The sequence below is a fragment of the Pseudomonas sp. 5C2 genome (assembly GCF_034314155.1).
In the GTDB taxonomy this organism is placed as follows: Bacteria; Pseudomonadota; Gammaproteobacteria; order Pseudomonadales; family Pseudomonadaceae; genus Aquipseudomonas.
On sequence record NZ_JAVIWH010000001.1, the window covers coordinates 103,070 to 124,438 of the forward strand.

Below are 21,369 nucleotides of genomic sequence, written 5' to 3' on the forward strand. Positions count from 1 at the left end.
CGAAAGCCGGAAAACTCCAAGGAGCCATGAATGTCCACCGAACAGCTGTTAACTACCCCGCTGCACGCTTTACACCGCGAACTGGGGGCCAGAATGGTGCCGTTTGCCGGCTACGACATGCCCGTTCAATACCCCGCTGGCGTGCTTAAGGAACACCAGCACACCCGCGCGCATGCCGGCTTGTTCGATGTATCGCACATGGGCCAGATTCGCCTGACCGGCGCCAACGCCGCCAAAGCGCTGGAAACCCTGGTGCCGGTCGACATCATCGACCTGCCCGTGGGCATGCAGCGCTACGCGATGTTCACCAATGAAAGCGGTGGCATTCTCGATGACCTGATGGTCGCCAACATCGGCAACGACGAGCTGATTCTGGTGGTCAACGCCGCCTGTAAAAACCAGGACCTTGCGCACTTGCAACAGCACCTGACCGGTCAGTGCGACATCCAGCCCCTGTTCGAAGAACGCGCCCTGCTGGCCCTGCAAGGTCCGGAAGCAGTGACCGTCCTTGCACGTCTGGCTCCGGAAGTGGCGAACATGACGTTCATGCAGTTTGCCAAGGTGACGTTGCTCGGCGCCGACTGCTACGTCAGCCGCTCCGGCTACACCGGTGAAGACGGTTTTGAAATCTCGGTCCCCGCCGATCAAGCCGACGCATTGGCCCGCCGTTTGTTGGCCGAACCAGAGGTCGCCCCCATCGGGCTCGGTGCCCGCGACTCTCTGCGTCTCGAAGCAGGCCTGTGCCTGTATGGCCACGACATGAACACCGAGACCACACCGGTTGAGGCCAACCTGTTATGGGCGATCTCCAAGGTTCGACGCGCCGACGGCGCACGTGCCGGTGGCTTCCCCGGCGCGGAGCAGATCTTTGCTCAGCAGCAAGCCGGTGTGAGCCGCAAACGTGTCGGCTTGCTGCCGCAGGAACGTACGCCGGTCCGTGAAGGCGCAGAAATCGTCGATGCCAACGACAAACCCATTGGTACAGTCAGCAGCGGTGGGTTCGGTCCAACTCTGGGTGGACCGCTGGTCATGGCTTACCTCGACAGCGCTTACACCGCGCTGGACAGTGAAGTCTGGGCCATCGTGCGGGGTAAGAAAGTGCTGATGCGGGTCAGCAAAATGCCATTCGTGGCGCAGCGTTACTACCGTGGTTAACAGGCGAGGTTAAAGGCGGCCGCCCGTAAACTGGACACCCAAAAACAGGGCAACTGGCCGTCATGCAATCGCAATGTATACCGCTGTAAAGTGCGCTGTTAGTCCACGGCGCACTTTGCATATAGCCAGGCACACGGGTAAAAAACCATCGATCTTGCCTGACGGGCACACCGTTCAAAAAAGCTGGAGAGTGCCGGAAACCTGCGCCTGAGCAGGGCTTGTTTTTTCTGCCATGGTTGGCGTAGAGTTTCTTAACTGTGTTTGCATGGGTCGCTTGAACCGTGACCTGGGCAGTAGCTCTAAGTATTGCTACATCCCGCTCGACGTTTCTTACTACCTGCAGCCAGTCCAGTACTCTTTCAGGCGAAAGAGACTGTCATCAATTCAAGTTCCAGGGAAATAAGAAAATGTCGAATCGTCAGAGCGGTACCGTCAAGTGGTTTAACGACGAAAAGGGTTTTGGTTTTATCACGCCAGAGAGCGGTCCGGATCTGTTCGTCCATTTCCGCGCTATTCAGGGCAGCGGCTTCAAGAGCCTGAAAGAAGGTCAGAAGGTGACCTTCATTGCGGTGCAGGGCCAAAAAGGCTTGCAGGCGGATGAAGTTCAAGCCGAAGCTTAAATAGCGATCAGTAAAAAAGCCTCTGATGCTGACATCAGGGGCTTTTTTATGGCTGGGATTCCGTAAAATGGGTTCTTTTTGCAAACGAGAGCCCGCCATGTCGAAACACCTGCTCCACCCACAAGGCGACTTTCCCGTTGCAGGCTTGGGCCGCCGCCTTGCGGCGATGTTCTATGACGCCCTGCTGTGCATCGCACTGCTGATGGTCACCACCTTCGTTTATAAGCTGATCCTGATGGCCTTTATCGGTGAGGCTCAATTACGCGCGATGTCCGAGTCCGGGGCGCTGGACAGCGACCCGCTGCTTTCAACGATTCTGGTGTTTGTGCTGTTCGGTTTCTTCGCCAAGTTCTGGACCCATTCAGGCCAGACCCTCGGGATGCAGGTGTGGGGCATTCGTGTGCAGAACGCCGACGGCACTGCCATCAGCCTGTGGCAGGCACTGTTGCGTTTCGTGGTCGCTATCGGTTCGTGGCTATGCGTGGGACTGGGCTTTTTCTGGGTATTGTTCGATAAGCAGAAACGCAGCTGGCATGACATATATTCCGACAGCCAGCTGGTGCAGGTACCCAAGCAGAAAAAATAGTGGCTCTGGATGAACTGCTTACGCGCAACGCGCATGCCTGGCGCACCCTGTAAAAAAGCCGACTCGACGTCGGCTTTTTTGTCTGTCTTTTTTCTAGCCCGCCCGGCGTAGCAGCCAGACCCCAGCCACGGCACAGATCCCGGAAGGCACCAGCACCGCGAACAGCGGCGAAAATCCGAACACCAGACTAGACGGCCCAAGCAGGTCCTGGGCAATGCGGAAGGTGAAGCCGACCAGCACCCCGGTGAACACCCGTTGACCCAGGGTCACCGAGCGCAACGGGCCGAAGATGAACGAGATAGCCATCAACACCAGCGCCATTGTGACCAGCGGCTGCAGGACTTTGGTCCAGAACGCCAACCAGTAACGGCCATTGTTCAAGCCCTGATCCGCAAGATAATGTGCGTAACTCCACAAGCCAGTGATCGACAGCGAGTCCGGCGGCAAGACCAGCGTGCTGAGCAATAGTGGGCTGAGGGACGCGTCCCAACGATCATTCGGGCTTTTGACGACTTCGGTGCTGTCAGCATGGAAAAGCGTCGTGGTCACGTCTTCCAGCATCCATGAATCATTCTCGAACTTCGCCTTCTTCGAGAAGCTTGCGGACTGCATGTGCCGTTGATCGTCGAAACGATAGCGAGTCACGCCGTACAGCACCCCATCGGGTTGTACGGTATTGATATGAATGAACTCTTCGCCCTGACGGTGCCACACCCCGTACCTGCCGCTTTGCGATTCGTCGCTGCCTTGGGCCAGGGCTCGGTTGGACTGAGCCAGGTCCTCAGCGGGCGGTGCGACATATTCGCCCACCAGCAAGCCAGCGACCATCAGTACCAGCATCGGCTTCATTACCGCCCAGACGATACGCCCGATGGACACACCCGCTGCGCGCATGATGGTCAGTTCACTGCTGCTGGCCAGACTGCCAAGGCCAACCAGACAACCGATCAGTGCAGCCATCGGCAACATGTCGTAGACACGTCGCGGCGCAGTCAGCAATACGAAGGAAGTAATATCGGCCAAGGTGTAGGTGTTGCTGATGTCTTTTATTTCATCAATGAAAGCAAACAGCGAAGCCAGCCCCAAAATGACCCCGAGCACGCCAAGGATCGCGACTAGAACACTCTTGCCAATATAGCGGTCGATTTTAACCACGGGCCACCTCCTGCGCCGTGCGGCGGCTCGCCATCTTCAACCGCAGAGGTTCCCAGTACAGCAATAACAGGCCAATGCCCAGAAACAGCGCATGCACCCACCACAGGCCCAGAACCATTGGGATTTTGCCCCGCTCCAGCGCACCGCGAGCGGCAATCAAAATGGTCAGGTACGCCATGTACAGAAGGATCGCCGGAAGCAGCTTGAGGAAACGCCCTTGACGCGGGTTGGCCTTGGCCAGCGGCACCGCCATCAATGTCACGATAAACACAAGGACCGGCAGGGCGAGCCGCCACTGCAACTCAGCCTTGTAGCGAGGGTTGTCGCTGCCGAACAAATCACGGGTCGGAATCGACTCGCGGTCGGTAATTTCCTCGCTGATCGCGGGTTTTGGCAACAGGGCGCCATAGGTATCGTATTTGATGGCGCGGTAGTTGGCCTCACCGGGGTTGCCGTCATAACGGTAACCATTCTCCAGAATCAGGTAGCGACTACCATCAGCCCTGACCTCCTGATGCCCCTTCTCGGCGACCAGAACGGAGATCCCTTGATCCTTGGCCCCATTCTGGGTCGGGCGTTTCTCGGAGATGAATACCCCACCCAGACGAGCGCGGTCGTCTGAAAGCGTTTCTGTGTAAGTAATCCGCGAACCGTCGCGCAGCTCCTGGAAGCGGCCAGGTACCAGCGTATCGAACTCAGTCAATGCGTCTTGTTGATTGACGATCATAGAAACCTGCGCTGCGCCTTGCGGCGCCAACCCCAGGCTCAGCCAGGTGACCAGCAGCGCAACCACGGTCGCTGGCGCCATGGTGATCCACAGCAAACGCTGCTGGCTCATGCCGGTGGCGGCCAGGACAGTCATCTCGCTTTCCAGATAAAGCCGACCGTATGCCAGCAGAATGCCCAGAAACAAGGCCAGCGGCAGGATCAGTTGCAAGAAGCCAGGCAGACGAAAGCCGATGATCAAGAACAGCACACCGGGGTCAAGGGCTCCCGATGCGGCTTGAGCCAGGTATTTGATGAAGCGTCCGCTCATGATGATTACCAACAACACGGCGCTGACCGCGCTCAAGGTAACCAGCACTTCTCGGGACAGATAACGAAAGACAATCAAACCAGACACTCCAGGGTTGTCAGGCGCAGGCGGCCAAACAAAGAAAGCGAATCAGCCACAGTGGTAACCGGCTCGCAGAAGCGACCCGCCTAAAAAATATGCGGCATTATCCTGTGATTGAGGGTCCCTGTCACTGCGCCTTCTCTATAGAAGGTTGATACGCTCGATACGACAACGTCAGGACTGCATGTAAACGTATCGCGCGAAGGGTTGTCAGGGTCCGTGCGTCAGGGTCAAACTGCGGGCCTTGTAGCAGGCGCCACAGATTCGAGATACCTCTCTGTGGCCGCGCATGTCACTTATTCTACGAAAACTCACAGTTTATTCGGGGACCCCGACATGGAATTTGTTGTAAAGAGCGTTAGTCCAGAAACTTTGAAAACCGCTACGCTGGTGGTCGCCGTCACTGAAGACCGCACCCTCAGCGACGCAGCAACAAAGCTCGATACCCTCAGCGGCGGCGCGATTACTGCGGCGCTCAAACGTGGCGACCTGCCTGGTAAAGTCGGCCAAAGCCTGTTGCTGCACACTCTGCCCAACCTCAAAGCCGAACGCGTGCTGTTGGTCGGCGTGGGCAAAGAAACTGAATTGTCTGATCGTCAGTTCCGCAAAGTCGTCACCGGCGCGCTAAACGTGCTTAAAGGCCTGGGCGGCAGCGATGCGGTCATTGCCCTCGGCGATCTTGCGGTCAAGAGTCGCGACACCTACGGCAAAGTGCGCCTGCTGGTAGAGACCCTGGCTGATGGCGAATATGTGTTCGACCGTTTCAAAAGCCAGAAAGCCGAGCCCCGCGCCCTGAAAAAAATCACCTTGCTGACCAGCAAGGCAGCACTGGCTGACACCGAGCGTGCCGCAACTCACGCCGCCGCCATCGCCACAGGCATGGCCTTTACCCGCGACCTGGGCAATCTGCCGCCCAACGTCTGCCACCCAAGCTACCTGGCCGAAGAAGCGAAAGCGTTGGGCAAGGAACACAAGCATCTCAAAGTCGACATCCTCGACGAGAAGAAGCTCAAGGAACTGGGCATGGGCGCTTTCCTGGCCGTGGCTCAGGGCAGCGAACAACCGCCCCGCCTGATCGTGATGAATTATCAGGGCGGCAAGAAGAGCGACCAGCCGCATGTTCTGGTCGGCAAGGGCGTCACCTTCGACACCGGCGGCATCAGCATCAAGCCTGCCGCAGGCATGGACGAAATGAAGTACGACATGTGCGGTGCCGCCAGTGTGTTCGGCACCCTGCGCGCCGTGCTTGAGCTGAAACTGCCAATCAATCTGGTGTGCCTGCTGGCTTGCGCCGAGAACATGCCAGGCGGCAACGCCACTCGTCCGGGCGATATTGTCAGCACCATGAGCGGTCAGACCGTCGAGATCCTCAACACCGACGCCGAAGGCCGTCTGGTGCTGTGCGACACCCTGACCTACGCCGAACGCTTCAACCCACAAGCTGTGATCGATATCGCCACCCTGACCGGCGCCTGCATCGTCGCATTGGGCGGCCACACCTCCGGGCTGATGGGCAACAACGATGCGCTGATCGGACAACTGCTCGACGCTGGCAAGAAGGCCGACGACCGCGCATGGCAATTGCCATTGTTCGAGGAGTACCAAGAGCAACTTGACAGCCCGTTCGCCGACATTGCTAACATTGGCGGCCCTAAAGGCGGCTCGATCACCGCAGGCTGTTTCCTGTCACGCTTTGCCAAAGCCTATAACTGGGCCCACTTGGACATCGCGGGCACTGCATGGCTGAGCGGCGGTAAAGAAAAAGGCGCCACTGGCCGCCCGGTTCCGCTGCTGACTCAATACCTGCTCGACCGCGCTGGCGTATAAAACGCTTAAGGGCGTATCGGCCGTTTGGCTGATACGCCCTGCGCTCTGGAGCTGACATGACTCAAGTCGACTTTTATATCCTGCCCAGCGCTGACCCGCTGGCACGCCTGGACTTCGCCTGCAAACTCAGCGAAAAAGCCTGGCGTCTGGGCCACCGGGTGTACATCCATTGCAGCGATGCCGCCCAGCGCGACGACCTCGACGCCCGGCTGTGGCGCTTCAAGGGCGAAAGCTTCGTGCCCCATGGCGCTGCGGAAGACGATCAGGACGCACCCGTCGTTTTAGGCCTGGGCGATGACTCTGGGCACCATCAGGATCTGCTGGTCAATCTGGACCTGCGCATCCCCGATTTTTTCAAGCGTTTTGCCCGCGTGGCGGAAGTCGTGGTAGAAGACCCTGCGATTCGTCAGGCCGCACGAGAGAGCTTCCGCTTCTATCGTGAACAGGGCTATCCTCTGCAAGATCACCGATTACAGCGTCTCTGAGCACACGATGGATACTCAAAAACCCCTGAAAGACTCCGCACATCTACTGGATGACCTTGAGTCGATCCGCCAATTACTCGGCGATGACTCCTTGCAACCGCCGTTGCTGACCGACTCGGTCGCCAGCGACGTACAGATTCCGTTACTGTTCAACGTGGTGGGCGCTCAGGCGACTGCACACACCGACACGGATGACACCGACTCCGATGCCGACGAGGCGGACATTCCAACCCTGACGCCAGAACCTCCGGCGACACAACCCGAACCCGTCAGCGCCAATCCAGATCGCCTGCTGCACCTGGAAAGCGAATTGCGCGCCGCTGCGCAATTGATCATGCAAGATGTTATCGACGACTTCGCCCCGCACATAGAAACCGAAATCAAACGCCGCCTTGATGCGCGGATGGAACGGTTGTTGAGTCAATATCAGGGTTGAGCAACGGCTTACCCCTGCAGGAGCGGGCTTGCCCGCGCCTGCACATTCCATGATCCGGCATTTTTATCCCGCTGGTGATCGCCTCGCTCTACGCCCCGCTGTTCATCCCCGTTATACTTGTCGGCTTTCCTGAATTAATGCCTATTAGGGTCCCGCCGCGCATGGATAAGACCTACCAGCCGCACGCTATTGAAACTTCCTGGTACCAAACCTGGGAGTCCGAGAACTATTTCGCTCCGCAAGGCACGGGTGACGCATACACCATCATGATCCCGCCGCCGAACGTCACCGGCAGCCTGCACATGGGTCACGGCTTCAATAACGCGATCATGGACGCCCTGATCCGTTTCCGCCGCATGCAGGGTCGCAACACCCTGTGGCAGCCGGGTACCGACCACGCCGGTATCGCCACGCAGATGCTGGTAGAGCGCCAGATCGAAGCTCAAGGTCTGAGCCGTCACGACCTCGGCCGTGAAAAATTCCTCGAAAAAATCTGGGAATGGAAGGATCAGTCAGGTGGCAACATCAGCCGGCAGATCCGCCGTCTGGGTTCATCCGTGGACTGGAACCGCGAGCGTTTCACCATGGACGACGGCCTGTCCGATGCCGTCAAAGAAGCCTTCGTGCGCCTGCATGAAGACGGCTTGATCTATCGCGGCAAGCGTCTGGTCAACTGGGACACCAAGCTGCACACGGCGATCTCCGATCTGGAAGTGGAAAACCACGACGAGAAAGGTCACCTGTGGAACCTGCGTTATCCACTGGCTGACGGCGCTCAAACCGCTGACGGCCTGGATTATCTGGTCGTAGCCACCACGCGTCCGGAAACCATGCTGGGCGACGCCGCTGTAGCGGTTAACCCGGAAGACGAGCGCTATAGAGCCCTGATCGGCAAATTCGTCGAACTGCCACTAGTGGGCCGTCGTATCCCGATCATCGCTGATGATTACTGCGATCCTGAATTCGGCACCGGCTGCGTGAAGATCACGCCAGCCCACGACTTCAACGACTATGAAGTCGGCAAGCGCCATAATCTGCCGCTGCTGAACATCTTCGACAAGAACGCCGCCGTGCTACCTGTCGCGCAGGTGTTCAACATCGACGGCACACTCAACGATCAAGTGGATGGCACTCTGCCCGCAGCCTACGCCGGTCTCGACCGTTTCGAAGCGCGCAAGCAGATCGTCGCCGCCCTCGATGAAATGGGTTTGCTGGTCAGTGTCGATGACCACGCGCTGAAAGTGCCCAAGGGCGACCGCTCCGGGACCATTATCGAACCGTGGCTGACCGATCAGTGGTACGTCTCCACCAAGCCGTTGGCCGAACCGGCCATCGCCGCCGTGGAAGATGGCCGCATCGCCTTCGTGCCCAAGCAGTACGAAAACATGTACTTCTCGTGGATGCGTGACATCCAGGACTGGTGCATCAGCCGTCAACTCTGGTGGGGCCACCGCATCCCGGCCTGGTACGACGAGTCCGGCAAAGTCTATGTCGGCCGCGACGAAGCCGAAGTGCGCGCCAAGCACAACCTGGGCCCGGACATCGCCCTGCAACAGGACAACGACGTTCTCGACACATGGTTCAGCTCCGGGCTTTGGACCTTTTCGACCTTGGGTTGGCCGGAAAAAACCGAAGCACTCAAGACCTTCCACTCCACCGACGTGCTGGTTACCGGCTTCGACATCATTTTCTTCTGGGTCGCCCGGATGATCATGCTGACCATGCATTTGGTGAAGAACGAAGACGGCACGCCGCAGGTTCCGTTCAAGACCGTGTACGTGCATGGTCTGGTACGCGACGGCCAGGGTCAAAAGATGTCCAAGTCCAAGGGCAACGTCCTTGACCCACTGGACATCATCGACGGCATCGAACTCGAAGACCTGGTCGCCAAGCGCACCACCGGGCTGATGCAGCCGAAACTGCTGAAGAAAATCGAAAAGCAGACCCGTGAGGAGTTCGCCGACGGTATCGCCAGCTATGGCACCGACGCCCTGCGCTTTACGTTCTGCTCGCTGGCCTCCACCGGCCGCGACATCAAGTTCGACATGGGCCGCGTCGAAGGCTATCGCAACTTCTGCAACAAGATCTGGAACGCCGCACGCTACGTTCTGGACAAGGGTGAAGACTGCGGCCAGAACGGCGAAGCGGTAGAGCTGTCGCTGGCGGATCGCTGGATCATCTCCCAGCTGCAACGCACTGAAAGCGAAGTGACCCGACACCTCGACCAGTTCCGCTTCGACCTCGCGGCACAGGCATTGTATGAGTTCATCTGGAACCAGTATTGCGACTGGTACCTGGAACTGTCCAAGCCGGTATTGTGGGACGAAACCGCACCGGTCGAGCGTCAGCGCGGCACCCGCCGTACGCTGGTACGGGTACTGGAAGTCGCTTTGCGTCTGGCTCACCCGTTCATGCCCTTCATCACCGAAGAGATCTGGCAGCGCCTGGCGCCACTGGCTGGCGTGAGCGGCAAGACGATCATGCTGCAACCGTGGCCAGTGGCCAACGAAGCACGCATCGATCAGGCCGCCGAAGACGATATCGAGTGGCTCAAGGGCCTGATGCTCGGCACCCGCAACATTCGCGGGGAAATGAACATCGGCCCAGGCAAGCCGCTGCAATTGTTCCTCAAGAACGTCAGCGCCGAAGATCAGCGTCGCCTGACCGAAAACGACTACCTGTTGAAAAAACTGGCCAAGCTCGAATCCATCACCGTGTTGGCTGAGGGCGTTGAAGCGCCGCTGTCTGCCACAGCGCTGGTGGGCGAGATGGAAGTGCTGGTGCCGATGGCCGGCTTGATCGACAAAGCCGCCGAGCTGGCGCGCCTGGACAAGGAAATCCTGCGCCTGCAAGGTGAAGTGCAACGCGTCGGAGGCAAGCTGTCCAACGCCGCCTTCGTCGACAAGGCTCCACCTGAAGTCATCGCCAAAGAACGCGCCAAAATGGCCGAAGCCGAACAGGCTTTGGGCAAGCTGGCTGAGCAACACGCACGGATCGCCAGTTTGTAAGGGCGACAAGTAAGACTGGCTCGCAAGCGAGCCAGTGGCACCCTGTAGGAGCTGCCGAAGGCTGCGATCGACTGCGAAGCGGTCGTGACCTTAAATAAGCGAAGGTTGTTTCAACCTTATCGCAGCCTTCGGCAGCTCCTACAGGGCTACGCCTACACTCCACAGAATTGACTCCTCATGACAGCTCCACGCACACCTAAAGCACCCAGCAAACCCGCCGAGCCCCGTGAAAAAGCGACCCTGCATCCCCGTAACCGCCATCAAGGCCGTTACGACTTTGCGCAGTTGATCAAAAGCAGCCCGGAACTGGCCGAATTCGTGGTCATCAATCCCTATGGCAAGGAAAGCATCGACTTCGCCAACCCGACTGCCGTGCGGGTGTTCAACCGGGCCTTGCTCAAGTCCTATTATGGCGTTGCCCACTGGGATATCCCGGCGGACTATCTTTGCCCGCCGATTCCAGGGCGTGCCGATTACTTGCACTTCATCGCTGACCTGTTGGCCAGCAGCAACGATGGCGTTATCCCGCGCGGGGCGTCGATTCGTGCACTGGATATCGGCATGGGCGCCAACTGCGTCTATCCGTTGATCGGTCACAGCGACTATGGCTGGCAGTTCCTCGGCTCGGAAATCGATCCGACTGCTGTTGCGGCCGCTACTGCCATCGTCAAGTCCAATGGCCTGAGCAAAGCCATCAGCCTGCGCCTGCAAAGCAATCGCTCGCATATCCTTCTGGATCTGCTGCGCAGCGACGAACGTTTCGACCTGAGCGTGTGCAACCCGCCGTTCCACGCCTCAATCGACGAAGCGCAACGCGGCAGTCAACGCAAATGGCGCGCCCTCGGCAAGGCTGACCCCAAGCGCAAATTGCCGGTCTTGAACTTTGGTGGGCAGTCGCAGGAATTGTGGTGCGAAGGCGGCGAAATTGGCTTCGTGACGCAACTGATCAATGAGAGCAAGCAAGTACCGCGGCAAGTATTCTGGTTCAGTACGCTGGTGTCGAAAGCCTCCAATCTGGCCTCGATTCAAAGCACGCTGAAAAAAGCCGGAGTTGTGGAAAGCCACGTGGTGGAAATGTCCCAAGGCCAGAAGCAGAGCCGCTTCGTTGCCTGGACTTTCCTCGATAAAGCACAGCAGCAAGCATGGCGCCTAGAGCGCTGGGCATCGGCCAAAAGCTGAGTTCATGCTGGATGGGTTTACCGCAGGCCTGAAAAAGCCGTGCCCGGAGTGATCCGGAGCACGGCTTTTTTACAGCAAGTAAAACGGCCCTTAAGGCCGCGTCAGCTTACTTGTTAACCGAATCGGTCAACCCTTTAGCAGGTACGAACTTGATCACTTTTTTGGCAGCGATTTCAATGGCAGCGCCCGTCGACGGGTTACGGCCAGTGCGAGCTGGACGCTCGGTCACTTTCAATTTACCAATGCCAGGCAAAGTGATTTCAGCGCCATTTTCCAGTTGGTCAGCAACAATTTGGCCCAATTGCTCAAGAGCATTACGCGCGGTGGTTTTTGGCGCGTCGATAGCTTCAGCGATATCGGCGATCAATTGGTCTTTAGTCAGAGCCATGGTGGTGTTCCTTCCCTATCAAATTCATGTGGATTGCAGAATGCGGCATCGGCCCGGGGCCAGACAATGAATCCGGCCCTCCAGTAGCAGCCACGATTAATCGCGAAATGTAGATACTGAAACCGGGCTTTGGTTCGACCTGACGCTTACAAACTGCATGCTTAGCGCCCTTCAAGTGCGCAAGACCGGGCAAAACTAGCACAGAGACGCTCAAATATCCGCACCTACCTACCCATTTGGTCAGCTTTAGAGCGTTAGAGCATGAAAAATACAGGGCAAACGTCTGATTCAGGCCAAAACCCGTGTCTTGCGAGGCGTTCTGGCAGTGCCCAAGGTGCGTTACACTGCCCGACCTTGAATTGAGCGCGGGCTCCAACGCAGCTCTTCATCATCCGTTTACCCCAGCCGAGAAGCCCATGCCGATCCGTCATTGCATCGTCCACCTGATCGACAAAAAACCCGACGGTACGCCAGCAGTCCTGCATGCGCGCGACTCCGAACTCGCTGAGTCCCAGGCCATCGAGCACATGCTCGCCGACCTCAACGAGAGCTATAACGCGAAACAAGGCAAAGCCTGGGGCTTTTTCCATGCCGAATCCGGCGCGCACCCTTTCAGCGGCTGGTTGAAGGAATATCTGGAAGGCGGCAAGGATTTCACCGCATTCAGTCGGGTTGCCGTCGAGCACCTGCAGAAGCTGATGGAAGAATCCAACCTCTCGGTCGGTGGTCACGTTTTGTTCGCCCACTACCAACAAGGCATGACCGACTACCTGGCCATCGCCCTGTTGCACCACAGTGAAGGCGTGGCGGTGAATGCCGAACTGGACGTGACGCCGTCGCGCCATCTGGACCTGGGCCAATTGCACCTGGCCGCACGGGTGAATATTTCCGAGTGGCAGAACAACAAGCAGTCCAAGCAGTACATTTCCTTCATCAAGGGTAAGAACGGGAAAAAGGTTTCGGAATACTTCCGTGACTTCATCGGCTGCCAGGAAGGTGTCGATGGCCCCGGCGAAACCCGCACCCTGCTCAAGGCCTTCAGCGACTTCGTGGAGAGCGAAGATCTGCCGGAAGAGTCCGCCCGCGAGAAAACCAAGACGCTGGTCGACTACGCCAGCAGCCAAAGCAAGATCGGCGAGCCGATGGGCCTGGAAGTGCTTTCAGGGCTGATCGACGAAGAGCGTCCACGCGCATTCTATGAGCACATCCGCAACAAGGACTACGGCCTGTCTCCGGAGATCCCGGCGGATAAGCGCACCCTGAATCAGTTCCGTCGCTTCACCGGCCGCGCAGAGGGCCTATCGATCAGTTTCGAAGCCCATTTGCTGGGCGACAAGATCGAGTACGACGAAGAGGCTGGCACCTTGATCATCAAAGGTCTGCCCACCCAACTCACTGACCAGTTGAAGCGCCGGTGATGGTTAAACAGGGATCTGGCAGATGCTGACGCGCACGCTGAAAAAGTTTCTGCTGATCATGCTGGTGGTTGTGGCTTACCAGAACTGGGGCAAGATCGAGCACCTGTTCTCGCCGTCCTCGACAGTCGCGACCCAACGTCAAGCGCAGGCCAACGTCGTGCTGTACGCCACCGACTGGTGCGGCTACTGCAAAAAGACCCGACGTTTTCTCGACAGCAAAGGCATCCCGTACAAAGAGTTTGATATCGAGAAGTCAGCCGAAGGGCGCAAGGCCTATGAAGCCCTGGGTGGACGCGGCATCCCGCTGATCGACGTGAACGGTACGTTGATCAGGGGATTCAGCCCGGAAGCGATCCTGGCAGCGCTGAAATGATGTCAGCCGCGCCCGAAAGCAGGCGCAGGCCCCTCAGCTCAGCGCGCCTCGATCCGAAATCCAAAGCGCGGAAAGTGCACATGCACCACACCCGCGCGCTCGTCCTCGCGACGCAGAATCAGCTCTTCACGACCCGCAAAGACTAACTCGCCTTCCACCGGATCGACGCCGTAGTCGACGGCGGAGATGGCCACTTTCTGGCCAGGGGTGAAGCCGTTCGGGTCCTCAAAGACCTCGTCCGGCAGCGCTGCAGGCGTAGCGTTGCGAGCGATCTCCAAAGCGTCTGTGGCACTCATGTCGCTGAACGCACCGTGACCGAAACCCAACACTCGATTCAACCACATCGACACCGCCGGGTAGGCATCGACAAACGGTGCGGTGACGGGGGTCTGCTTGAGAAACCACAGGGTGTGGGCCAGGGAGAAGTCGGCAATGGAGGCCTCACCGAACAGGAAGTCACCATTGCGCTCCAGTTGCAGCTCCAGCCGGGATATCAGGGTCGGCCATTGATGCTTTGCCTGCTCCAGCGTCAGGCGTGATGCGGTGCCGCCACTGAACAACTCGGTACGGTCGGCGATGAAGGCTTTGACCGCCTCGGGCGGTGCTTTGGCAAAACGCAGGGCGATAGATTCTGGCTGGAACACCAGGCTCACGGCATGCTGGAACATGATCGAATCGGACCAGGCAGCGAAACTTGCCACGGTGAATTCCTGGCCTTCGGGGAAAAACGTGGGTGAGGCTTTCTGCTGTTCCAGACGGCGAGCCATCAAGGCCGTGTCGCAATAGATATCGGCCCCCACTTGCAGCACCGGCGTCTTGCGATACCCCCCGGTCAATGCGGTCAGGTCAGGCTTGGGCATGACGGGTGAAATCATCACCGAGCGCCACGACAGCCCTTTGAAGCCCAGGATCAAACGGGCCTTTTCGGAAAACGGCGAGGCTGGGTAATGGTGCAGGATCAGCTCTGTCATGTTCGGTCGCCCTTCAGATGGAAAGTCAGCAGCTTACCTGCCTGAGTCCTGCGAGCCTACCCGGTCAGTTTGATAACCGCTCATCACGCCGATGGATTAACAACTGCACTCAACACCAAGGCTTCCTTCGCGCTTTTTTTCAGTTGCTTGATCAAGCGTTCCTGACGCAAGGCTTCACGCTTATCACAGCAGGCTTCGGTGTAGACCAGCGCGACCGCCGGGCTGGAATAGAAGAACCGCGCACCCTTGCCACTTTGATGGGCGGCAAAACGGCGCTGGGGATCATCACTGATGCCGCAGTACAACGAACCGTTGGCTGCACGCACCAGATAGACGAACCAGGGCTTGCTGGCATTGATCGTCACCAGCGCATCGTCGGCCGGTGTCAGGGAAGCTTCTTGCATGGTGGTCATGAACGCAGGCAGTTAGAGCGAGTGAACGATCTTAGCAGAGCGTCAGCGCCCGGCCTGGAAAGCTTTCAGGCCTTTCTGCGCCTGAGCCCGAATCGCATTCTGCACAAACGGCGTCCAGCCCAATAACAAGCCTTTGGTGCCCAAGGCCTGACGCGACCAGCGCCACAGGTCGAAATGGTCGTGGTGTTCGCAGATCTTGCCGTCGCGAAACACAAAGCGCGCCTGGATATCATTGACCACCGTATTGCCCGTCTGACTGAACAGGTAAGTCGCGACCCAATGTGCGCCGCCGGTACGCTCGTCCGCACGGAGGTTATCGAAGACCACGGAAAACTCTTTGGCCCGTGAGGTCAACATGCGCCACATGTCACCGGCTTGCCGTCCGCGCAGCTCGCCAAACACCGGATCACTGAACAGAACGTCCTCGGTGTAGCAGGCGCTCATAGCATCCGCGTCCAGCCGGTTGAACGCTTGGTAAAACTCCGTGATCACTGCGTTGTTGGCATCACTCAGGCGTGTTGCTTCGCTCATACAGTCCGGTTCCATGGCTCACGAAAGATGCCTGCACGATAGCCTGCAACCCATGCCCTGACTATCTGCATTCGCGACGAGAATACCGTCGCTCAGACTTTCTCGCTGTGGACCTGTACGTACAACGCACGCCCGGCGCCCAGCCCGAAAACGATCGCGGCCAGACCGACAACAGCGAAAATCCAGCCAACGGCATTCCAGCCACCGGTCAAGTCATGAACGATACCCACCGCGAACGGCCCCAGGGAAGCGAGGGTATAACCGAAGCCTTGAGCCATGCTCGACAGGTTGGCCGCGACATGTGAATCCCGCGAGCGCAACACGATCAGGGTCAGCGCAAGGCTGAAGGTCCCGCCCTGCCCCAGGCCCAAAACAATTGCCCAACCCCACAGACCGTCGAGCGGCCCATAGAGGCAACCGAACAAACCGCCGAGCGTCAGCAGCATCACCACCAAAATCGCCAGCCGCTGGTCCTTCCCGCGTGTCGCCAGCCAAGGCGCAGTCAGGGCACTGATCAGTTGCACCATGATCGAACCGGACAACACCAGACCCGCTTGGGTCGGGGACAGACCACGGCTGATCAGAATCGATGGCAACCAACCAAACACGATGTATGCCAGCGATGATTGCAGGCCCATATAAAGGGTGACTTGCCATGCCAGTCGATCACGCAGCAATCCACGCACACGGTAGGCGACTCGGTGCAGACCATGCTCCTGACGTGTCTGGGGTAACCAGAACACAGCCGCGAGCATTGCTGGAATGATCCAGAAACCAAGGCCCGTCGCCCAACTGTTGTCGAAATACTGGCTTAACGGAACGGTCGAGCCGGCAGCCATCGCTGCGCCCAGACACAAGGCCATGGTGTAGACGCCCGTCATGGTCCCGGCCTGTTTGGCGAAATCCCGTTTAACGATCCCCGGCAGCAACACACCGATGATGCCGATGCTCGCCCCGGCCAGAATACTGCCTGCAAACAGCCCCGTTTCACCGAATGAACTGCGCAGAATGATCCCGCCCGCCAGCGTCAGCAAAATGCCCAATACCACCCGCTCGCTGCCAAAACGCCGCGCCAGAATCGGCGCCAGCGGCGCGAACAATCCCAGACACAGCACGGGCAACGTAGTCAGTAATCCGGCTTTAGCCGCCGACAGGCCCAGGCTTTTCGAGACGTCGCTGAGCATCGGCGCCATGCTCGACAACGCCGGACGCAGGTTCAAGGCGACCAATACCAGCCCCAGTAACAACAGCCAGGGACGTATTAGTACCGGATGATGTTGCTGCACCTGCTCATCGTCAGCTTCGGCATCGATCAGCAGTTCATTGATGTCACGGGGGCCTGTGCTCGCCTGAGGCGCCTTAGTCGTCATTTGATTCTCTGGTCAGGTTCTGGATCAGACCGGGCATCCTGTTGGAGAACGACAGAGAACACAAGGTTGGTCAATCTGTGGGCTTGCCTTCGAATCCCTTAACGCGGCGTGTCAGATATACCGCCATCGCGCATAAATATATGAAACTCAGAAACGTCCTACATCCCCCCCAAAACCTTCGGAATATAATTGTCGGCAATTTAAATGGAGGTTCATTCAATGGCAAACCATGGTTACATGACTGTCTCAGGAAAACAGCAAGGCCTCATTTCAGCGGGCTGCTCAAGCCAAGAGTCCATTGGCAACAAGTGTCAGACTGCGCATATTGATAAAATTATGGTGCTGTCGTTCGTTCACGGAATGCATAATATTTAAAACTCCGGACACGCCACACACCAACCGATAGTTATTACCAAAAACATTGACAAGGCAACCCCGCTATTGGCTCAAGCGCTAGCCAATAGGGAAGTTGTAGACTGTGAACTGACCTTCTACCGAGTCTCGAAGTTTGGCACACAAGAAAAATTCTTTACCGTAAAATTAAAAGGCTGCCTGATCGCCAATCAGATTATGAGCATGCCCCATGCCATCTCGGAAAATGACGCAGAACCTGAAGAACAAATTGCCATTCGCTACCGTGATATTACCTGGACGCATCATTTGGCAAATACCAGCGGTTACAGCTCTTGGGATGACTCGGCATGGAGCAAATAAACAAGAAGCAAAAACCAAGCAGCGATGATTACTCAAGAGTCACCCATGCGGCGGGTGTACTGGCGAGCCAAGCGTGCTCGGTGTCGGCATTACACATTAAAGATGGAATGCTTCGAATTCAATTCAACCGTGAGGTTGCGTATTACGCGCGGGGGATTGTCAGGGATGTTGTGGAGGGGAGGAAGAGTGCCGAACAAGGATTAAAGGAGATTGGAGGAGAACAGAAGAGTCTGTGGGGGCAATCACTAGAACTCGGTCAAAAAAGCGCTGGCATTATCGGTGGGGGCGCACAGATCATAGCCGGCGCCGGAATCTGCTATGTGTCCGTAGGCACAATGTGCCTCACCGTCGGTGCGCTCTTGATGGTACATGGAGCAAACAATATGTATGAAAATACGATGAATATTATTGAGGATCGTAACGATACAGAAGGCCTGACCAGGAAAGCGTACCAGGTAGCTGCGAAAAGCTTAAACTACGGACCTCGCGAAGATAATATCGCTTATTACGTGTCTGATGTAGGTTTGTCTCTAGTTGGTGCTGGTCGACTGCTTTTAAAGCCAGGTACGTGGAAGCTATTTAGACCTATCCCAACAGACTACGTTAGGGCATATAAGCGGATGAGCGGTACTGCGCTTACGTTCGAGGCGTACTTAGACTTACAAACAATGCGCCAAATACATGAAGAGGCGGGAAAATGATTGCGTGGATTTTCCCGCTAATAGTCATCGGCGGTATCATCGGGGCCATCCATTTAAAAATATGCCTTTCCGGGAATAACCTGAACGCTACAAAATTATTTTTCTGCATTGTTTTTAATGGGGTATTTGCTGTGCCTTACCTAGATATAATCAAGGCTGATTATTTTGTATTCCTAGGGAAACGGCCGGACATACTTCAAGAGTTTCCTTTCATTGGGGCTGTCGCATTGGTCGGTGTATGTGTTCATGCATTGGCGCTTCCCAATAAGTCAAAGCTCAGATGGCGGTTTTCAGAGAGTTAGCCCTTGTCGCTTGTCACTAATATTGAGTGGGATTCCGTATGCAAATTGGAAATATTCGGAGGGGAAGGTCGGTTGCATAACTTAACTTTCTACGTAAGCTTCGCATTTTGTACCATTCTTTTTTACCTTACATCATTGTGGGCCAAGTCTGCACTGGGTAAAAAAAGTTGCTCTCTCATCAAGTATTTTATCATCGTCATATATAATTTATTTTTTGCGAGTGCCCACTGGCGCTTCGCTCAAGACGGATACATTCCGTTTTTGGGGACAAAGGACAACTCAATTATTGGGTGGCTTTCAGTTTTCATGTTGATTGCGTACGCTTACGCTACCCCAGTTCCCTGGATAAAAAATGGGTTATTGCCTATAAGGGCCAACGCAATTCGGTCGGTCAATGATATTGATGTGAAGCAGGACATCGCGACCATAAAAATAACGACCGCGCGCCGTCACAGGCATATCTATATAGTCGGTTCATGCTTGATTATTCCCGCGTGCGCCGCGTTCTTCTCCGTAATAGTTGTAACTTCCTTGCCAGAGCTCTTCTTCCTTACACCTGTTTATCGGCGAGTGATTTATGCTACTGTATTCAGTATTATTCTATCGATTACTGTTTATGCGGCACGAGCAGACTATAAAAAGCGCGACCCCATGAATATATGGGAACCTCCAGTTCCGAGAAAAAATATACGTAAGATTCTCAACAATAAACTTGCGTCTGGCAAGAACGGCGACCACACAAAGCCAAAATGAATACCATGATCACCTACGTTCTATTCCCCTTGCTTACCTTCATTTTCTACCTACCCACGCTGCGGGCGGTGTACGCCTTTTCCGATATGAAATTTTCCAAAGAAAAACTCATTCTGGTTGTTTTTTACATTTTTATTTTTGTATATATCCACCTTCCCTTCTCAACAACGGGAGTTCTGCCGTTCGTAGGAAAGCTAGATAATTCTATTGTCGGCCGGCTATCATTTTTCATGAAGTATGCCCATGCCGCTTCATTTCCTGTCCCTGATGTAAGAAGAAAATGGTTCTTACGAAGAGTACGCCCGCCGATGCGCGTCGATATTCCTCCGGGATAGGATTCGATGTACACCTGAGAAAATCAGGCGCCGAGTTCCGTCTGGTATCCCGCGCTGAATGGCCTTCGCAGACAAGTCTGTCTCCTACGATGGTTTGGGTCCGGCCTACTCGGAAATTTCTTACATAAATAAAGGAACAGGCCGGCTTTCAGGGATTTGGCCGGGTGGTATTAAGCGTGGGCGCTAATTATCGCGCTAGTCAAAAAATATCAAGGAGGTTCGATGTCTGCCAATCCCTATGCTACGCCGCAGTCCGCACTGGAAGTCACTCAAGAGGACGAGTCGGCTTTTTTCGTCGTATCGATAACAAAGCTAGCCATAATGTTCATCATGACGTCCGGGCTTTATTATGTTTACTGGTCATATAAAAACTGGAAGATTTATAAGGACTCGACGGGTGCCAGTATTTGGCCAGGTGCCAGAGGATTATTTAATATATTTTTTGTGTATGTGCTTTTTCAACGAATCAATCAAGGTATTGAACGTTCCGGTCGTCATTTGGCCTAGTTTCCCAAATTTCGTGCTATTGCTCTGATAGGGTTGACCTTGATTGGGATGGGCCAGGGTCTGCTTGCCGGCTTCGGGCTGAGCGCGGCGGTGTCCCTGGTCTTGCTATGTGCCGAGACCTACCTGCTGATCGGCGCGCAACGGGCCATCAATTATCTGGAGGATGATTCACGGGGTGAGAGCAATGCCAGATTTACGCTGCTTAACTACGCGTGGATGCTGCTGGGGCTTTGCTTGTGGGGTTTCAGTGTCATTACTCTCATGGGCATGAGGGACCTTGGGATTCTGTAATCGACACGCTCCTTGGGGAAATGCAACAGCCATAAAAAACCCGGACCAAAGCCCGGGTTTCTTTATGCTGCCTGTCACCAAATCAATGCAGAATCCATCCTTTCTCTTTTCTTTTTTCTTCATTTTGTAAAAGATATAACTGCTGTGTGAGAGAGGGGGGGGGGGGGGGGGGGGGGGGGGGGGGGGGGGGGGGGGGGGGGGGGGGGGGGGGGGGGGGGGGGGGGGGGGGGGGGGGGGGGGGGGGGGGGGGGGGGGGGGGGGGGGGGGGGGGGGGGGGGGGGGGGGGGGGGGGGGGGGGGGGGGGGGGGGGGGGGGGGGGGGGGGGGGGGGGGGGGGGGGGGGGGGGGGGGGGGGGGGGGGGGGGGGGGGGGGGGGGGGGGGGGGGGGGGGGGGGGGGGGGGGGGGGGGGGGGGGGGGGGGGGGGGGGGGGGGGGGGGGGGGGGGGGGGGGGGGGGGGGGGGGGGGGGGGGGGGGGGGGGGGGGGGGGGGGGGGGGGGGGGGGGGGGGGGGGGGGGGGGGGGGGGGGGGGGGGGGGGGGGGGGGGGGGGGGGGGGGGGGGGGGGGGGGGGGGGGGGGGGGGGGGGGGGGGGGGGGGGGGGGGGGGGGGGGGGGGGGGGGGGGGGGGGGGGGGGGGGGGGGGGGGGGGGGGGGGGGGGGGGGGGGGGGGGGGGGGGGGGGGGGGGGGGGGGGGGGGGGGGGGGGGGGGGGGGGGGGGGGGGGGGGGGGGGGGGGGG

Annotated in this window: 22 protein-coding genes and 1 pseudogene; 16 read left to right on the forward strand and 7 right to left on the reverse strand. The window is 57.4% G+C overall.

Features of this window, described 5'->3' with window-relative positions; genetic code table 11:
• Positions 1-30 precede the first annotated feature (30 nt).
• The 3 genes from gcvT (at position 31) to RGU44_RS00480 (ending at position 2,361) form a co-directional block, all read left to right on the forward strand.
• Positions 31-1,155, forward strand: a complete 1,125-nt coding sequence (gene gcvT / locus RGU44_RS00470; RefSeq protein ID WP_322215167.1) for a glycine cleavage system aminomethyltransferase GcvT — start codon at positions 31-33, stop codon at positions 1,153-1,155.
• 407 nt (positions 1,156-1,562) lie between these two features.
• Complete coding sequence (locus RGU44_RS00475; RefSeq protein ID WP_322178041.1) at positions 1,563-1,775, forward strand: cold-shock protein; 213 nt, start codon at positions 1,563-1,565, stop codon at positions 1,773-1,775.
• A gap of 97 nt (positions 1,776-1,872) precedes the next feature.
• Positions 1,873-2,361 carry an RDD family protein gene (locus RGU44_RS00480; protein ID WP_322215168.1) on the forward strand — a complete coding sequence of 163 codons (489 nt, stop codon included), beginning with the start codon at positions 1,873-1,875 and terminating at the stop codon, positions 2,359-2,361.
• A gap of 93 nt (positions 2,362-2,454) precedes the next feature.
• Here the strand turns inward: RGU44_RS00480 and lptG are convergent, their stop codons facing one another.
• Positions 2,455-3,516 (reverse strand): LPS export ABC transporter permease LptG, encoded by a 1,062-nt coding sequence (gene lptG / locus RGU44_RS00485; protein ID WP_322178039.1) that lies wholly within the window; start codon positions 3,514-3,516, stop codon positions 2,455-2,457.
• Entirely contained in the window at positions 3,509-4,630 is a 1,122-nt protein-coding gene (gene lptF / locus RGU44_RS00490) for an LPS export ABC transporter permease LptF (RefSeq protein ID WP_322178038.1), read from the reverse strand. The genes lptG and lptF overlap by 8 nt, the downstream gene beginning before the upstream one ends.
• Before the next feature lie 339 nt (positions 4,631-4,969).
• Here lptF and RGU44_RS00495 point away from each other — a divergent pair, with 339 nt between their 5' ends.
• From RGU44_RS00495 to rlmF, 5 genes are all read left to right on the forward strand, one after another.
• The gene (locus RGU44_RS00495) at positions 4,970-6,460 is read left to right on the forward strand and encodes a leucyl aminopeptidase (protein WP_322178037.1); all 1,491 of its coding nucleotides are present in this window, start codon (positions 4,970-4,972) and stop codon (positions 6,458-6,460) included.
• A 56-nt stretch (positions 6,461-6,516) separates the two neighbouring features.
• Positions 6,517-6,945, forward strand: a complete 429-nt coding sequence (locus tag RGU44_RS00500) for a DNA polymerase III subunit chi (RefSeq protein WP_322178036.1) — start codon at positions 6,517-6,519, stop codon at positions 6,943-6,945.
• Positions 6,946-6,952: 7 nt separating this feature from the next.
• A complete protein-coding gene (locus RGU44_RS00505; protein ID WP_322178035.1) occupies positions 6,953-7,381 on the forward strand; it encodes a DNA polymerase III subunit chi in 429 nt (142 codons plus the stop codon).
• Positions 7,382-7,542: 161 nt separating this feature from the next.
• Complete coding sequence (locus tag RGU44_RS00510) at positions 7,543-10,389, forward strand: valine--tRNA ligase (RefSeq protein WP_322215170.1); 2,847 nt, start codon at positions 7,543-7,545, stop codon at positions 10,387-10,389.
• Between the two features lie 177 nt (positions 10,390-10,566).
• Positions 10,567-11,568 (forward strand): 23S rRNA (adenine(1618)-N(6))-methyltransferase RlmF, encoded by a 1,002-nt coding sequence (gene rlmF / locus RGU44_RS00515; protein WP_322178034.1) that lies wholly within the window; start codon positions 10,567-10,569, stop codon positions 11,566-11,568.
• Between the two features lie 106 nt (positions 11,569-11,674).
• Here the strand turns inward: rlmF and RGU44_RS00520 are convergent, their stop codons facing one another.
• On the reverse strand, positions 11,675-11,956 hold the full coding sequence (locus tag RGU44_RS00520; RefSeq protein ID WP_219060935.1) for an HU family DNA-binding protein: 282 nt from the start codon (positions 11,954-11,956) through the stop codon (positions 11,675-11,677).
• 416 nt (positions 11,957-12,372) lie between these two features.
• On the opposite strand from RGU44_RS00520, the gene yejK reads away from it, so the two are divergent.
• A complete protein-coding gene (gene yejK, locus RGU44_RS00525; protein WP_219060934.1) occupies positions 12,373-13,374 on the forward strand; it encodes a nucleoid-associated protein YejK in 1,002 nt (333 codons plus the stop codon).
• A gap of 22 nt (positions 13,375-13,396) precedes the next feature.
• On the forward strand, positions 13,397-13,747 hold the full coding sequence (locus RGU44_RS00530) for a glutaredoxin family protein (RefSeq protein WP_322178033.1): 351 nt from the start codon (positions 13,397-13,399) through the stop codon (positions 13,745-13,747).
• 38 nt (positions 13,748-13,785) lie between these two features.
• Here RGU44_RS00530 and RGU44_RS00535 read toward each other — a convergent pair whose 3' ends face one another.
• The 4 genes from RGU44_RS00535 to RGU44_RS00550 form a co-directional block, all read right to left on the reverse strand.
• The gene (locus RGU44_RS00535) at positions 13,786-14,718 is read right to left on the reverse strand and encodes a glutathione S-transferase family protein (RefSeq protein ID WP_322215171.1); all 933 of its coding nucleotides are present in this window, start codon (positions 14,716-14,718) and stop codon (positions 13,786-13,788) included.
• Positions 14,719-14,801: 83 nt separating this feature from the next.
• On the reverse strand, positions 14,802-15,122 hold the full coding sequence (locus RGU44_RS00540; protein ID WP_407074564.1) for a GIY-YIG nuclease family protein: 321 nt from the start codon (positions 15,120-15,122) through the stop codon (positions 14,802-14,804).
• Positions 15,123-15,173: 51 nt separating this feature from the next.
• Complete coding sequence (locus RGU44_RS00545) at positions 15,174-15,644, reverse strand: nuclear transport factor 2 family protein (RefSeq protein ID WP_322215188.1); 471 nt, start codon at positions 15,642-15,644, stop codon at positions 15,174-15,176.
• A 110-nt stretch (positions 15,645-15,754) separates the two neighbouring features.
• Positions 15,755-17,032 (reverse strand): CynX/NimT family MFS transporter, encoded by a 1,278-nt coding sequence (locus RGU44_RS00550; RefSeq protein ID WP_322215172.1) that lies wholly within the window; start codon positions 17,030-17,032, stop codon positions 15,755-15,757.
• A 219-nt stretch (positions 17,033-17,251) separates the two neighbouring features.
• Between RGU44_RS00550 and RGU44_RS00555 the strand changes: the two are divergent.
• The 6 genes and pseudogenes from RGU44_RS00555 (at position 17,252) to RGU44_RS00580 (ending at position 20,635) form a co-directional block, all read left to right on the forward strand.
• Positions 17,252-17,746, forward strand: a pseudogene (locus tag RGU44_RS00555) (Hcp family type VI secretion system effector).
• On the forward strand, positions 17,734-18,447 hold the full coding sequence (locus RGU44_RS00560; RefSeq protein WP_322215173.1) for a DUF4225 domain-containing protein: 714 nt from the start codon (positions 17,734-17,736) through the stop codon (positions 18,445-18,447). The pseudogene RGU44_RS00555 and the gene RGU44_RS00560 overlap by 13 nt, the downstream one beginning before the upstream one ends.
• A complete protein-coding gene (locus RGU44_RS00565) occupies positions 18,444-18,749 on the forward strand; it encodes a hypothetical protein (protein WP_322215174.1) in 306 nt (101 codons plus the stop codon). The genes RGU44_RS00560 and RGU44_RS00565 overlap by 4 nt, the downstream gene beginning before the upstream one ends.
• A gap of 758 nt (positions 18,750-19,507) precedes the next feature.
• Positions 19,508-19,837, forward strand: a complete 330-nt coding sequence (locus RGU44_RS00570) for a hypothetical protein (protein ID WP_322215175.1) — start codon at positions 19,508-19,510, stop codon at positions 19,835-19,837.
• 222 nt (positions 19,838-20,059) lie between these two features.
• Complete coding sequence (locus RGU44_RS00575; RefSeq protein ID WP_322215177.1) at positions 20,060-20,344, forward strand: hypothetical protein; 285 nt, start codon at positions 20,060-20,062, stop codon at positions 20,342-20,344.
• A 48-nt stretch (positions 20,345-20,392) separates the two neighbouring features.
• On the forward strand, positions 20,393-20,635 hold the full coding sequence (locus tag RGU44_RS00580) for a hypothetical protein (RefSeq protein ID WP_322215179.1): 243 nt from the start codon (positions 20,393-20,395) through the stop codon (positions 20,633-20,635).
• Positions 20,636-21,369: the final 734 nt, after the last annotated feature.

Coding starts and splice junctions, on each gene's coding strand:
- gcvT (WP_322215167.1), top strand. CDS start 31: ATGTCCACCGAACAGCTGTTAACTACCCCGCTGCACGCTTTACACCGC.
- RGU44_RS00475 (WP_322178041.1), top strand. CDS start 1,563: ATGTCGAATCGTCAGAGCGGTACCGTCAAGTGGTTTAACGACGAAAAG.
- RGU44_RS00480 (WP_322215168.1), top strand. CDS start 1,873: ATGTCGAAACACCTGCTCCACCCACAAGGCGACTTTCCCGTTGCAGGC.
- RGU44_RS00495 (WP_322178037.1), top strand. CDS start 4,970: ATGGAATTTGTTGTAAAGAGCGTTAGTCCAGAAACTTTGAAAACCGCT.
- RGU44_RS00500 (WP_322178036.1), top strand. CDS start 6,517: ATGACTCAAGTCGACTTTTATATCCTGCCCAGCGCTGACCCGCTGGCA.
- RGU44_RS00505 (WP_322178035.1), top strand. CDS start 6,953: ATGGATACTCAAAAACCCCTGAAAGACTCCGCACATCTACTGGATGAC.
- RGU44_RS00510 (WP_322215170.1), top strand. CDS start 7,543: ATGGATAAGACCTACCAGCCGCACGCTATTGAAACTTCCTGGTACCAA.
- rlmF (WP_322178034.1), top strand. CDS start 10,567: ATGACAGCTCCACGCACACCTAAAGCACCCAGCAAACCCGCCGAGCCC.
- RGU44_RS00520 (WP_219060935.1), bottom strand. CDS start 11,956: ATGGCTCTGACTAAAGACCAATTGATCGCCGATATCGCTGAAGCTATC.
- yejK (WP_219060934.1), top strand. CDS start 12,373: ATGCCGATCCGTCATTGCATCGTCCACCTGATCGACAAAAAACCCGAC.
- RGU44_RS00530 (WP_322178033.1), top strand. CDS start 13,397: ATGCTGACGCGCACGCTGAAAAAGTTTCTGCTGATCATGCTGGTGGTT.
- RGU44_RS00535 (WP_322215171.1), bottom strand. CDS start 14,718: ATGACAGAGCTGATCCTGCACCATTACCCAGCCTCGCCGTTTTCCGAA.
- RGU44_RS00540 (WP_407074564.1), bottom strand. CDS start 15,122: ATGCAAGAAGCTTCCCTGACACCGGCCGACGATGCGCTGGTGACGATC.
- RGU44_RS00550 (WP_322215172.1), bottom strand. CDS start 17,032: ATGACGACTAAGGCGCCTCAGGCGAGCACAGGCCCCCGTGACATCAAT.
- RGU44_RS00560 (WP_322215173.1), top strand. CDS start 17,734: ATGGAGCAAATAAACAAGAAGCAAAAACCAAGCAGCGATGATTACTCA.
- RGU44_RS00565 (WP_322215174.1), top strand. CDS start 18,444: ATGATTGCGTGGATTTTCCCGCTAATAGTCATCGGCGGTATCATCGGG.
- RGU44_RS00570 (WP_322215175.1), top strand. CDS start 19,508: ATGATCACCTACGTTCTATTCCCCTTGCTTACCTTCATTTTCTACCTA.
- RGU44_RS00575 (WP_322215177.1), top strand. CDS start 20,060: ATGTCTGCCAATCCCTATGCTACGCCGCAGTCCGCACTGGAAGTCACT.
- RGU44_RS00580 (WP_322215179.1), top strand. CDS start 20,393: ATGGGCCAGGGTCTGCTTGCCGGCTTCGGGCTGAGCGCGGCGGTGTCC.